The 13,206-nt window shown below is 69.3% G+C and carries 10 protein-coding genes and 3 pseudogenes; 7 read left to right on the top strand and 6 right to left on the bottom strand.

Features of this window, described 5'->3' with window-relative positions; translation table 11 throughout:
- Positions 1-24: 24 nt before the first annotated feature.
- Both BEN78_12290 and BEN78_12295 read left to right on the top strand, forming a co-directional pair.
- Positions 25-1,326, top strand: coding sequence for a hypothetical protein (locus BEN78_12290; protein ASR44035.1), 1,302 nt, complete (start codon positions 25-27; stop codon positions 1,324-1,326).
- 261 nt (positions 1,327-1,587) lie between these two features.
- Positions 1,588-3,185: pseudogene (locus BEN78_12295) on the top strand (peptidase).
- 150 nt (positions 3,186-3,335) lie between these two features.
- Here the strand turns inward: BEN78_12295 and BEN78_12300 are convergent.
- From BEN78_12300 to BEN78_12310, 3 genes are read right to left on the bottom strand one after another with little or no spacing between them, the layout of a single operon-like run.
- Complete coding sequence (locus tag BEN78_12300; protein ID ASR44036.1) at positions 3,336-4,028, bottom strand: endonuclease III; 693 nt, start codon at positions 4,026-4,028, stop codon at positions 3,336-3,338.
- Positions 4,025-4,408, bottom strand: a complete 384-nt coding sequence (locus BEN78_12305; protein ID ASR44037.1) for a hypothetical protein — start codon at positions 4,406-4,408, stop codon at positions 4,025-4,027. Before BEN78_12305 ends, BEN78_12300 begins: the two co-directional genes overlap by 4 nt.
- Positions 4,408-5,190, bottom strand: a complete 783-nt coding sequence (locus BEN78_12310; protein ID ASR44038.1) for an enoyl-CoA hydratase — start codon at positions 5,188-5,190, stop codon at positions 4,408-4,410. Before BEN78_12310 ends, BEN78_12305 begins: the two co-directional genes overlap by 1 nt.
- 180 nt (positions 5,191-5,370) lie before the next feature.
- On the opposite strand from BEN78_12310, the gene BEN78_12315 reads away from it, so the two are divergent.
- The 3 genes and pseudogenes from BEN78_12315 (at position 5,371) to BEN78_12325 (ending at position 7,853) form a co-directional block, all read left to right on the top strand.
- A complete protein-coding gene (locus tag BEN78_12315) occupies positions 5,371-6,066 on the top strand; it encodes a hypothetical protein (GenBank protein ASR44039.1) in 696 nt (231 codons plus the stop codon).
- A gap of 119 nt (positions 6,067-6,185) precedes the next feature.
- A pseudogene (locus tag BEN78_12320) lies at positions 6,186-6,994 on the top strand (coenzyme A pyrophosphatase).
- Positions 6,991-7,853, top strand: a pseudogene (locus BEN78_12325) (hypothetical protein). Before BEN78_12320 ends, BEN78_12325 begins: the two co-directional pseudogenes overlap by 4 nt.
- Positions 7,854-7,896: 43 nt before the next feature.
- Here the strand turns inward: BEN78_12325 and BEN78_12330 are convergent.
- The 3 genes from BEN78_12330 to BEN78_12340 all read right to left on the bottom strand — a co-directional run bounded on the left by BEN78_12330 (position 7,897) and on the right by BEN78_12340 (position 12,264).
- Entirely contained in the window at positions 7,897-8,652 is a 756-nt protein-coding gene (locus BEN78_12330; GenBank protein ASR44040.1) for an enoyl-CoA hydratase, read from the bottom strand.
- 160 nt (positions 8,653-8,812) lie between these two features.
- Positions 8,813-9,217: a thioesterase gene (locus BEN78_12335; protein ID ASR44041.1), complete on the bottom strand. Its 405-nt coding sequence runs from the start codon at positions 9,215-9,217 to the stop codon at positions 8,813-8,815.
- Entirely contained in the window at positions 9,214-12,264 is a 3,051-nt protein-coding gene (locus BEN78_12340; protein ID ASR44042.1) for an excinuclease ABC subunit A, read from the bottom strand. The genes BEN78_12335 and BEN78_12340 overlap by 4 nt, the downstream gene beginning before the upstream one ends.
- A 313-nt stretch (positions 12,265-12,577) precedes the next feature.
- Between BEN78_12340 and BEN78_12345 the strand changes: the two genes are divergently transcribed.
- Together BEN78_12345 and BEN78_12350 are read left to right on the top strand one after the other, a co-directional pair.
- Complete coding sequence (locus BEN78_12345) at positions 12,578-12,898, top strand: 50S ribosomal protein L21 (GenBank protein ASR44043.1); 321 nt, start codon at positions 12,578-12,580, stop codon at positions 12,896-12,898.
- Between the two features lie 12 nt (positions 12,899-12,910).
- On the top strand, positions 12,911-13,171 hold the full coding sequence (locus BEN78_12350; GenBank protein ID ASR44044.1) for a 50S ribosomal protein L27: 261 nt from the start codon (positions 12,911-12,913) through the stop codon (positions 13,169-13,171).
- The last annotated feature ends 35 nt before the right edge of the window (positions 13,172-13,206 follow it).

Raw genomic sequence — 13,206 nt, forward strand, 5'->3', positions numbered from 1 at the left:
CACTCTGTCCACGGGAATCCACCAATGCGTCATTCCATCCTGGCCGCGTCTGTCGCCCTCGCCGTCGCGTCCGTTTCCTTCGCTGCTGCCGCACAGTCCCCGCGCGATGCGGAGGTCGCCGCGCTGCGCGCGCAGTTGGCCGAACTGCAGGCCAAGGTCGACGCGCTGGAAGTGCGCACCGACGCGCAGTCGGACATCAACATCGGCACCCAGGAGAGCCTGGACAAGATGGCGACCACGATGCCGGTCGTCGACACCAAGGGCGGGCTGAAGGTCACCTCGGCAGACAAACAGTTCGAGTTCTCCGCTGGCGGCCGCCTGCATTTCGACGCCTACGTCTTCGATCGCGACCAGGCCTCGACCACCGGCACCACCGAGTTCCGCCGCGCGCGCATCACCCTGCAGGGCAAGGCCTATGGCTGGGACTACAAGTTCGAGCAGGACTTCGCGGCCGGCAGCGGCCTGGATGGCTTCCGCGACGTCTACATCGCCAAGTCGGCGTTGGGCGGAAAGTTCACCATCGGCCACTTCAAGCCGTACCGCTCGATGGAAGAGCTCACCAGCTCCAACGAGATCCTGATGATGGAGCGGCCGTTCGCCTCGGCCACCGGCCTGTTCAACGGCCGTCAGTTCCAGCAGGGTGTGGGCTATCTGCGCGCCGATGGCAACTACACCGCCGGCCTGTCGGTGTTCAACCTGCGCAGCGCCTCGGGCAGCCGCAACGAAGGCGTGGGCGCCGCCGGGCGCGTGACCTTCGCGCCGATCAACACCGCCGACAGCACGCTGCACTTCGGCGGCTGGGTCAGCCAGGAGAATCTCAACCAGGGCTCGGCGGACTTCTCGGCGTCGGCCAACTACGCCGGTCGTCGCGGCCCGTCGCAGACCATCGCCACCACCACCGGCGCCAGCCGCAACCAGGTCACCGCGGTCGGTGTCGAGGCCGCAGGCTCGTTCGGGCCGCTGTTCTTCCAGGGCGAGTACGCCAATGCCACGTTCGGCCAGCCGGTCGGCCCCGACCAGGACGTCGCGACCTGGTATGTGCAGGGCAGCTGGCTGCTCAACGGCGGCCATAAGGCCTACAAGCCGGGCAACGGCATCTTCGCCTCGCCCAAGGTCGCCGACCGCGGGCTGTGGGAGCTGACCGCGCGCTACGACACGATCGAGAACAAGGACGTGCGCAACATGGACGTCAGCAGCTGGATCGTCGGCATGAACTACTACGTCAATCCGAACCTGCGCTTCATGTTCAACTACACCAAGGGCGACAACACGCTCACCGGTGATGAGACCGGGCAGTACGCGCTGCGCACGCAGTTCGCGTTCTGATCCACGCGCGCTGCGCCATGCAAGAGGCCCGCGGCGAACGCCGCGGGCCTCTTGCGTTCCGGGCGACTGCAATCGGCAGCATGCACGCGGCGTGGCGACAGGGAGCGGGGGCGTGCGGGATGCGCGGCGGCCCGCGGCTGCGGTTAGCATGACAGTCCGGCGCCGCAGGGGGCGGTGCCGTCGCCGGCCCGTCCCTGCGCGGGCCTCGTTTCCGCAGTCCCGGGGAGTCTCGTGAGTACGCAATTCAACCGCTTCCGCCCGTTGCAGGCGGCACTGGCCGCCGTTGTCCTGTTACCGACGCTGGTATTCGCCCAAGCCGTCGAGCCGGTCGACCTCGATGTCGTGGCCCGGATCCGCCATGAAGCCTTCCATCGCTCGCAGGCGGCCGCCAATCTCAAGGAACTCACCGAGACCGTCGGGCCGCGGCTCACCAATTCGCCGGCCTATGTGCGGTCGAGCGAATGGGCGCGCGGCAAGTTGGAAGGCTGGGGCCTGTCGAACGTGCACGACGAGGTCTACGACCCGGCGTTCGGCCGTGGCTGGGAGTTCCGCGCATCGCGGGTGGAACTGCTCGCGCCGCGCGCGCTGCCGATCCATGCGCTGCCCAAGGCCTGGACGCCGGGCACCGATGGTCCGGTCGAAGGCGAGGTGGTGCTGGCGACGTTCAAGACCCTCGAGGACATCGACAAGCAGCGCGGCAAGCTCGCCGGCAAGATCGTGTTGCTGGATGAGGCGCGCGCCTACAAGCCGGCCGACAAGCCCGACTTCCGCCGCTACACCGAGGAAGACCTCGGCGAGCTGCAGACCTTCCCGGTGCCGCAGGACCCGGCCGGCGACGCGCAGGACAAGCGCCTGGAGGAGTACCGCAAGCGCCAGGCGCTCAGCCGGGCGCTCAATACGTTCTTCGCCGAGGAAGGCGTGCTGGCGACGCTGTCGATCAGCTCCTGGGACAACGGCATCGTCCGGGTGATGGGCGGCGGCGCGCGCAAGGCTGGTGAGCCGGTCGGCGTGCCGGATCTGGTCGTCGCTGCCGAGCACTACAACCAGTTGGTGCGTGCGGTCGAGCGCGGACAGGCGCCGCGGCTGCGGATTGATGTCGATGCGCGCTTCACCAGCGATGGCGACCTGCCGGCCAGCAACACCTTCGCGGACCTGCCCGGTAGCTCGAAGACCGATGAGCTGGTGATCATTGGGGCGCATCTCGACTCCTGGCACACCGGGACCGGCGCGGCCGACAACGGCGCCGGCGTGGTCGTGATGATGGAGGCGATGCGCATCCTCAAAGCGATCGACGCGCGCCCCAAGCGCACCATCCGCATTGCGCTGTGGGGGGCGAGGAGCAGGGCCTGCATGGCTCGGCCGGCTACGTCTCCAGGCACTTGGCAGCCTATCCCGAGCCGACCGATCCCGAGCAGCGGGCGCTGCCGCAGTCGTTCCAGCGTGGCACCGGGCCGCTGCAGCGCCAGCGCGGCTACGACCGCTTCTCCACGTACTTCAATTTCGACAACGGCACCGGTCGCATCCGTGGCATCTATGCGCAGGAGAACCACGCTGCGGTGCCGATCTTCCAGGCGTGGCTGGCGCCGTTCGCCGACCTGGGCGCGAGCATCGTCACCACGCGCAACACCGGCAGCACCGACCACATCTCGTTCGATCGCGTCGGCCTGCCGGGCTTCCAGTTCGTGCAGGACCCGGCCGACTACTTCAGCCATGTCCACCACACCCATCTCGATACCTACGACCACGTGGTGCCCGACGACCTGAAGCAGGCGGCGGCGATCATCGCCTCGTTCGCTTATCACGCCGCGATGCGCGAGCAGCGGTTGCCGCGCAAGCCGTTTGTCGAACGCGACGAGTGATGCGACAACGCGGGCCGGCCCATGCGCCGGCCCGCGTGTTTTCGGTCGATCGCGCGCCCGATCTCTCCGTCGTTTGGCCCACCATCTTCTCCGCCCAGGCGGACACCGTGAGCGCTCGGGCGGGCGGGCGCGGGCGAGACGGCGGCGTGGTCAGTCCGGTGTGCCCGGTGTCTTGTCCTTGAACCGGCACAGATCGCGGATCACGCACTTCGGACAGTCGGGCTTGCGCGCCTTGCAGGTGTAGCGGCCGTGCAGGATCAGCCAGTGGTGCGCACCGAGCAGAAATTCCTCGGGCACCACGCGCAGCAGCCGGTCCTCGACCGCGCGCACGTCCTTGCCCGGCGCCAGTCCGGTGCGGTTGGACACGCGGAAGATGTGCGTGTCGACGGCAATCGCCGGCTCGCCGAACACGGTGTTGAGCACGACGTTCGCGGTCTTGCGGCCGACGCCAGGTAAGGCCTCGAGTGCGGCGCGATCGTGCGGGACCTCGCTGCCGTGCTGCTCGACGAGAATCCGGCAAGCCGCGATGACGTTCTTGGCCTTGGCGTTGAACAGCCCAATCGTCGCAATGTGGCGCTTGAGGCCGTCTTCGCCCAGGTCGAGGATCGCCTGGGGCGTGTTGGCCACCGGATACAGTCGTCGCGTGGCCTTGTTGACGCCGACATCGGTGGCCTGCGCCGACAGGATCACCGCGATCAGCAGCTCGAACGGGGTGGTGTATTCGAGCTCGGTCTTCGGTTCGGGATCGAGCGCGCGCAGGCGCGAGAATAGCTCGTGGATCTCGGCGCGGGTCAGCGTCGGGCCGCGGCGCCGCGGCGGGGTGGGCTGGGCGTCGGCGCTCATGCGCCGCCGCCTGCGCGCGCCTTGGCGCGGGCCAGAATCGCCGCGGCGCTGGCGGGCAGCGCCGGCCGCGACGGGGCGGCTTCCGTTTCAGTGGCAGGCGTGGCGACGGGTGCCGGCGCGCGTGCCGCCTCGCGCGCAACCGCGCGCCGTGCACGCCGCGCCTCGCGTTCGCGATAGCGCGTGCGCGCGTCCCAGGCCGTCTGCAGACGGGCGCGCGTATCGATCAGCAGCCGGCGCGCCTCGTCGTCGAGTGCAGCCAACGCCGTGTCCGGCCAGGCGGCCATCAGGCCGGCCTCGATCGCGCCGTCGACATCGTCGCGACGCAGCAGGGCGACCAGGTGGTGCGCAGGGGCAGGGCTGGCAGTGGGCTGGCCGGGCATCAATGGTTTCCGAAGCTGGGCTTGCGCCGCTCCAGGAACGCGCGTGTCCCTTCGCGCATGTCCTGCGTCGAGAACGCCAGTCCGAACTGCGCGGCCTCGTAGGCCAGGCCCTCATCGAGCGCGGTCTCGCCGCCGACGAGGACGCAGTCCAGAATGCCGCGCAGCGCCAGTGGCGCCGCCTGCGCCAGTTGTGTGGCCAGCGCCATCGTCTCGGTCTCCAGCGCATCGGCCGGCACCACGCGGTTGACGAGGCCCAACGCCTGCGCGCGCGCCGCGTCGATCGGCGTGCCGGTCAGGCACAGTTCGAGGGTCGCCGCCCGGCCGGCCAGACGCAGCAGGCGCTGGCTGCCGCCAAAGCCCGGAATCAGGCCGAGATTGATTTCCGGCTGGCCGAGTTTGGCGGTATCGGCAGCGATACGCAGGTGACAGGCCATCGCCAGTTCCAGCCCGCCGCCGAGCGCGAAGCCATTGACCATTGCGATCACCGGCTTGGGCATCGTCTCGATGCGGCGCATCGTGCGCTGGCCGCGCAACGCGAAATCGCGCCCCTCGACCGGACGCAGATCGGCCATTTCGGCGATGTCCGCGCCCGCGACGAAGGCCTTCGGGCCGGCGCCAGTCAATACCACCACACGCACCCCGGGTGCCTGCGCGGCGGCCTCGAAGGCCTCGAACAGGGCGTCGAGCGTCGCCGAGTTCAGCGCATTCAGTTTTTCCGGGCGGTGGACGGTGACGACGCGGATGCCGTCGCGATCGTCTATCAGCAGCGGGGAGTCGGACATGCGGGCTCCTGGCGCGGAACCCGGCGCCTGGAACTCGCCGGACCGCGCGCGGTCGGATAGGGAGGTCGTCAGTGGCGGTTAAGCCCTGCGACCGCTATCCTAGCGCGTCAAGAGGGCGGTTCGACCGCCCTTTCTCGTACAGGCGATATCGAAAAATCTGACCTAGCGGAGAACCAGGGAATGAAGTTGCGTTTTATTGCGGCCGCCGTGGCGGCCATCACGTTCAGCGGTTCCGCGTTCGCACAGCAGCAGGCCGCAGCTCCCGCGGCATCGGCGACCGACAGGACCACGCTGAGCTATGCGCTGGGGTTCGATCTGGGCAATCGCCTGGCCGAGACCGGTGAGTCGGTCGACGTCAACACGATCATCAAGGGCCTGCAGGACGGTCACGGCAAGCGCCAGCCGACCTACACCCCCGAGCAGATGGGCGCGGCCTACAACGGCTTCCAGCAGCGCATGCAGCAGAAGATCGTCGCCGAGCGTCGCGCGGCGCTGACCGAGAACGAAGGCAAGGCCTCGGCGTTCCTGGCCGAGTACAAGGCGCGCGAAGGCGTGGTGTCGCTGCCCAGCGGCGTGATGTACCGCGTCGTCGAGGCCGGTTCGGGCGCCAAGCCGACCGCGTCGAGCCAGGTCGAGATCGCCTACCAGGCGCTGATCGTGCCGGTCGGCATCGGCGTCAGCGCCGAGGACAAGACTGCGCCGTTCCGCGTGTCGGAGGCCCAGATCACCGGTCTGCGCGAAGTGCTGCCGCTGATGCCGCTCAACGCGGTCTACGAGATCGTGCTGCCGCCGGGCAAGTTCGTCACCGGGCAGAACGCGCAGGAGATCGCCAAGCAGCCGGTCGGTGTGATGGTGAAGCTGCTCAGCGTTCGCTGATCACGGTTTCGCAAGTGTGTCCCACGACGCCGACGTGCCCCGCACGTCGGCGTTGTCGTGTCCGGGCCCCGCATCGCCAAGCGCAGACGGAGCGTGCGTCGCGTCGCTAGAATGGCGCGATGGATGCTTCCTACCGCGCCGTGCCGACGCCGTGCACCGGCGTGTGCACGCTCGACGACCAGGGCCGTTGCCACGGCTGCCTGCGCAGCACCGAGGAGATCGGGCGCTGGCTGCAGATGAGCGACGCCCAGCGCCGGCACCTGATGGAGGTGGTCTTGCCCGCCCGCCAGGCCGCGCGCGCATGACGCCACCTGTCCTCGCAGCACGCCTGCGCCGGGTGTTGCATCCCCTCGACGGCGCGCCGACCGCGCGCGGCTGGAATGCCGACGAGCTCGAGGGCCTGCTTGGGCCGCAGGCGACCCTGCGCGAGGCCGCGGTGCTGGTCGGACTGGTCGAGCGCGAGCACGGCTTGCAGGCGCTGCTGACACGGCGAACCGACACGCTGCGCCATCACGCCGGCCAAGTCAGTTTCCCCGGCGGCCGGCTCGAGCCCGAGGATGGCGGCCCGCTGCAGGCCGCATTGCGCGAGGCGAACGAGGAAATCGGGCTTGCGCCCACTCAGGCCGCGCCGCTGGGCTTTCTCGATCCGCTGGCAACTGTCACCGGCTACCGCGTGGTGCCGGTGGTGGCGATGCTCGATCCCGATTTTGCGCCCGTGCCCGATCCGGGCGAGGTCGCCGAGGTGTTCGAGGTGCCGTTGGAATTCCTGATGTCGCCAGCGAAGCTGCGCCAGGTCGACATCGTCTTCGCTGGGCGCACGCGCCATGTGCTCGAGTACGAGACGCTGCCCGATGCGCCGACCCACCGCATCTGGGGCGTGACCGCATCGATCCTGTTGAACCTGCGTCGTCATCTGGAGCGCGCATGAGCACGGACTGGGGCACGCTGGTGTCCGCCGAGGCGCTGGCCGTAGCGCTCGGACGCGAGAATCTGCTGGTGGTCGATTGCCGGTTCTCGCTCGCGGCCTCGGCCGGGGCCGTCGATGCCGGCGAACGCGCTTGGCGCGCTGCGCACGTGCCCGGCGCGGTGTACGCGCATCTCGATCGCGACCTGTCGGGGCCGCACGGTCCGGGCCGCGGCCGTCATCCCTGGCCGACGGCAGCCGCATTCGCGCAGGTGCTGGGGCGCTGGGGCTCGATGCCGCCACCGAGGTCGTGGCCTATGACGACGGCGACGGCGCATTCGCCGCGCGGCTGTGGTGGCTGCTGCGCAGCTTCGACCATCGCCGGGTCGCGGTGCTCGATGGCGGTTGGGCACGCTGGACTGCGCTGGGGCTGCCGGTCGAGGCCCCGGTGCGCGTGCCCGTGCCGCGCGAGGTCGCCGGCGCCTTCGACCCGGGCGCGCTGTTGCACGCGGCCGATGACGTGCAGCGCCATGTCGCCGGTGGCGGATTGCTGGTCGATGCCCGCGCGGCGCCCCGGTTCCGCGGCGAGGTCGAACCGATCGATCCACGCGCCGGTCACGTGCCCGGCGCGACCAACCGGCCGTATATGGACAACCTGCTCGACGGCCGGTTCAAGCCTCCCGATGCACTGGCGCGCGAGTTCGGTGCGCTGCTCGACGGCCATCCCCCCTCGGCGCTGGTCGCGATGTGCGGCTCGGGCGTGACCGCCTGCCATCATCTCTTGGCAATGGCGCATGCCGGGCTCGACGGCGCGCGGCTCTACACCGGGTCATGGAGCGGCTGGATCGACGATCCCGCGCGTCCGGTGGCAACCGGGCCGTAGACCCTGCGCTCGTGCGACGCGCACAGTGGGGGTGCGCGACGCGTCAGCGCCCCAGTCGCGCCACCAGGGCACGCAGCCCGGTCTGGGTGTCGGGCGCCTGCCAGGCGGCGAGTTGGCGGTCGAGATCGAGCCGGTCGGGCAGCAGCGCGTCGATAAGATCGGCGCGTGCGATTCGGCGCGTTTCGCGCATCGGCGCCTGCGGCAGGGCCAGCAGCGACCGCAGCCAGCCACAGGCAATAGATACCGTCTCCTCCGGCTCGGCCAAGGCGTCGACCAGCCCGAGCCGCAAGGCCTCGTCCGGATCGACCTGCAGGCCGCCGACGAGCAGGCGCTCGGCCTGGCGCTGGCCCACGGTGCGCCGCATCAGTTGCTGGATGCCGATCGGCGCGACCAGCCCGACCTGGGTTTCGTTGAGACCAATCCCGAACTCGCCGCGCGTCATCACCCGGTAGTCGCAGGCCAGCGCGAGCACGCAGCCGCCGGCCGGTGCGTGTCCGGTGATCGCCGCCGCGACCGGGACCGGCGAAGCCGCGATCGCCCGTACGGCATCGAAGAAACTGTCCCAGGCCGCGCGCAGCGCGGGCGCGTCGAGCGTCAGCAGGTAGGGCACGTCGAGCCCCGCGGAGAAGAACCGCGGCTGGCCCGACAGCACCAGACCGGCGACGCCGTCGTCAGCCGCCGCCTCGACGGCCTCGCGCAGCGCCCGGCACAGCGTCGGGTCGAGCGCATTGACCGGCGCGCGTGCGAGCCGCAGCTCGCGGATCGGCCCATGGACGAGGATCTCGATCGGGGACGGCATCGCGGACCTTCCGGCAGATGGAGCGGCGATGGTAGCCGATGCCGCCGGCGCGACCGACCGGCCGGCCGGCCGCATGCGGCACGTCAGCCCGCGCGTGTGCCTTCCGGGCCGGGCGCGCCACCGCGGCGGTCCCGATCCGCCAGTGCGCGCAGCCTTCGACTCAGGCCAGCGCCTTGGCCCGCACCGACTCGGGCAGCGCCGTTGGCCGCCCGGTCGCGCGGTCGATCCAGACCACGACCACATGGCCATCGGCATGCAGCGTGGCGTCGTCCTCGGACACGATGCGGTGGCCGACGGTGACACTGGTCGTGCCCACACGCTGCGCCGACAACTCGACGACGATGCGCGACGGATAGGGGATCGGCAGCCGGTAGTTCATCTGCACCGCCGCCAGCAACGGCGCAGTGGCGTCGGTGACCCAGGGTTCACCGACCGAGTCGAACCAGCGGATGCGCGCTTCCTCCAGGTAAGTCATGAAGGTGGCGTTGTTGACGTGGTCGAACGCGTCGAGGTCGCGCCAGCGCAACTCGATCGGCACGCGGATCAGCACCTTCGCTTCATTCATGCCTTGGCTCCCTTGGCCTTGGTCGTCTTGCCGGCCCGCTTGGCCGCCGGCTTCGCCTTGGGCTTGGTGTCGGTCTTGCGCAGTTCCGCGCGGACCGCAGCGTCCGCCTCGGCGGCCTTGGTCGAGGCCCCCTTGCGCGGCAGCGGCTTGGGCAGGTGCGCGGTCGACTTGCGGGCCAGCTTGCGCGCCGCCCGCGGCTCGGCGGCCTCGGCCGGCACGGTCTGCAGCAGGCGCGCGAGGAACTGGCCGGTATGCGACTGCGGCATCGCGGCGACCTGCTCGGGCGTGCCTTCGGCGATGATCTGCCCGCCGCGGTGGCCGCCCTCCGGACCGAGGTCGACGACCCAATCGGCGGTCTTGATGACGTCGAGGTTGTGTTCGATCACCACCACCGTGTTGCCGTCATCGCGCAGCTTGTGCAGCACGCTGAGCAGATGCTCGATGTCGTGGAAGTGCAGGCCGGTCGTGGGCTCGTCGAGGATGTAGAGCGTGCGCCCGGTGTCGCGGCGCGAGAGTTCCTTCGACAGCTTGACGCGCTGCGCCTCGCCGCCCGACAGCGTGGTCGCGCTCTGCCCGAGCTTGACGTAGCTCAGGCCGACATCGACCAGCGTTTCGAGCTTGCGCGCGATCGGCGGCAGGTGCTCGAACAGCGCCAGCGCGTCCTCGACCGTCATCTCCAGCACGTCGTGGATGCTGTGGCCCTTGTAGAGGATCTCCAGCGTCTCGCGATTGTAGCGCTTGCCCTGGCACACGTCGCAGGGTACGTAGACGTCGGGCAGGAAGTGCATCTCGACCTTCAGCAGGCCGTCGCCCTGGCAGGCCTCGCAGCGACCGCCGCGCACGTTGAAGCTGAAGCGGCCCGGCGAGTAACCGCGCGCGCGCGCCTCGGGTACCTGCGCGAACAGCTCGCGCAGCGGCGTGAACAGGCCGGTGTAGGTCGCCGGATTGGACCGCGGCGTGCGTCCGATCGGCGACTGGTCGATATCGACAACCTTGTCGAACAGGTCCAGGCCCTCGATCTCGCGATAGGGCGCGGCCTTGTGCGAGGCGCCGTTGATCTCGTTGGCGGCCAGCGAGTGCAGGGTGTCGTTGATCAGCGTCGACTTGCCCGAGCCCGAGACGCCGGTGATCGCGGTGAACAGCCCCGAGTGGATCGTCAGGTCGACGTTCTTGAGGTTGTTGCCCGATGCGCCCAGCAGCCGCAGCTGCATCTTCGGGTTGGGCGTGTGGCGCTTGGCCGGGATCTCGATCCGGCGCTTGCCCGACAGGTACTGGCCGGTCAGCGAGCGCGGGGCCTTGAGCACGTCGTCGTAGTTGCCCTGCGCGACGACCTCGCCGCCATGCACACCAGCGCCCGGGCCGATGTCGACGATGTGGTCGGCCAGGCGGATCGCGTCCTCGTCGTGCTCGACGACGATCACCGTATTTCCCAGGTCGCGCAGGCGGGTCAGCGTGCCGAGCAGGCGCTCGTTGTCGCGCTGGTGCAGGCCGATCGACGGCTCGTCGAGCACATACATCACCCCGACCAGGCCGGCGCCGATCTGCGAGGCCAGCCGGATGCGCTGCGCCTCGCCGCCCGACAGCGTGTCGGCCTTGCGCTCGAGGGTCAGGTAGTCCAGGCCGACGTCGACCAGGAAGCTCAGCCGCTCGCCGATCTCCTTGACGATCTTGGCGGCGATCTCGCCGCGCCAGCCCGGCAGCTCCAGGCCTTCGAAGAACGCCAGCGCCTCGTCGATCGGCAGCACCACCAGCGACTGCAGCGGCCGGTCGGCGACGAACACGTTACGCGCCGAGCGGTTGAGCCGCGCGCCGCCGCAGTCCGGGCATGGACGTTCGCTGATGAACTTGGCCAGCTCCTCGCGCACCGCGGCCGACTCGGTCTCGCGATAGCGCCGCTCCAGGTTCGGCACGATGCCCTCGAACCGGTGCTTGCGCTGGGTACGCGCGCCCGAGTCGGTGATGTAGGTGAAGGTGATCGTCTCTTCGCCGCTGCCCAGCAGCACCGCATCGCGCGAGGCCTGCGGCAGGTCCTGCCATGGCGCGTCGACGTCGAACTTGTAATGGCGGGCCAGCGACTGGATCAGTTGGAAGTAGTAGGCGTTGCGGCGGTCCCAGCCGCGCACCGCGCCCGCCGCCAGCGACAATTCGGGATGCACGACCACGCGGTCGGGATCGAAGAACTCGCTCATGCCCAGCCCGTCGCAGGTCTGGCAGGCGCCCATCGGCGCGTTGAACGAGAACAGCCGCGGCTCGAGCTCGGGCAGCGCGTAGTCGCAGACCGGGCAGCTGTACTTGGACGAGAACAGCTGCGGCGGGATCGACGCATCGTCGATCGCCTGTACCGAGGCCATGCCCTCACCGAGCTTGAGCGCGGTCTCGAAGGATTCGGCCAGCCGCTGCTTCATGTCCTCGCGCACCTTGAAGCGGTCGATGACCGCTTCGATGGTGTGCTTCTGACGCAGCGCCAGCGTCGGCAGCGCATCGATCTCGTACAGCTCGCCATCCACGCGCACGCGCACATAGCCCTGGGCGCGCAGCTGTTCGAACACCTGTGCATGTTCGCCCTTGCGATCGCGCACGACCGGCGCCAGCAGCATCCAGCGCTGCTCCGGGTCCAGGCCCAGCACCTGGTCGACCATCTGGCTGACGGTCTGCGCCTCGAGCGGGTAGCCGTGGTCGGGGCAGCGTGGGCTGCCGACGCGCGCATAGAGCAGACGCAGGTAGTCGTAGATCTCGGTGATCGTGCCGACGGTCGAGCGCGGGTTGTGCGAGGTCGACTTCTGCTCGATCGAGATCGCCGGGCTCAGGCCCTCGATGTGGTCGAGATCGGGCTTCTCCATCACGCTGAGGAACTGCCGCGCGTAGGACGACAGCGACTCGACGTAGCGGCGCTGGCCTTCGGCGTAGATCGTGTCGAATGCCAGCGACGACTTGCCCGAGCCCGACAGGCCGGTAATGACGATCAGCTGGTCGCGCGGCAGGTCGAGATCGATGTTCTTGAGATTGTGGGTACGGGCACCGCGAATGCGGATGGTGTCCATCGCCATCGACGTCAGGTCCGGTTGGAGGGCGGGGGAGGCACGCGCGCGCCCTTGCGGGGCGCGGGAACGGGCAATCGGTCAGACTACCGAGCCGGTCATTTGGGGGCAAATCGGCCGAACGCCAGTGTGACGGGGGCTGGTCGCAGACCATGAGACGAGGCGGTTCAGGTGCCCCTGGCCGATGGATGGCCCGCCCAGGGCGCCCACGGTCGTCCGGTCTGGGGTGGTTTGACCGCAAGCCGCTGATCGCATTACAATTCCGCTTCTGTCCGCCCTCGATGGCGGCAGCGACCACAATAACTACAGAGGAAGTCTGGTCATGAGTTATGCAGTCCTGGTGACGGGCGGCAAGCAGTACCGCGTGATGGCGGGCGAGACGCTGCGCGTCGAGAAGCTCGACGGCGACGTCGGCAGCGAGATCAAGTTCGACAACGTGCTGCTGCTCGGCGATGCCGACGGCGTGAAGCTCGGCGATGCGCTCGCCGGCGCCAGCGTCAGCGCGACGATCAAGTCGCACGGCCGCGCCGAGAAGATCCGCATCATCAAGTTCCGCCGCCGCAAGCACCACATGAAGCGGCAGGGGCACCGTCAGCACTACACCGAAATCGAGATCACCGGCATCGCCGGTGGCAGCAAGTAAGGAGCAGCAGGCATGGCACATAAAAAGGGCGTAGGTTCCTCGCGCAACGGCCGCGACTCCAACCCGAAGTACCTCGGCGTCAAGATCTACGGTGGCCAGGCCATCGAAGCGGGCAACATCATCGTGCGTCAGCGCGGCACCCAGTTCCATCCGGGCAGCGGCGTCGGCCTGGGTCGCGACCACACGCTGTACGCGCTGGTCGACGGCAAGGTCGAGTTCACGACCAAGGGTCCGAAGAACCGCCGCACCGTCAACGTCGTCGCCGCGCAGTAATCCGCGCGACGTTCGTCCGGCACGAAGCCCCGCTC

Source organism: Xanthomonas citri pv. mangiferaeindicae (genome assembly GCA_002240395.1).
In the GTDB taxonomy this organism is placed as follows: domain Bacteria; phylum Pseudomonadota; class Gammaproteobacteria; order Xanthomonadales; family Xanthomonadaceae; genus Luteimonas; species Luteimonas citri_A.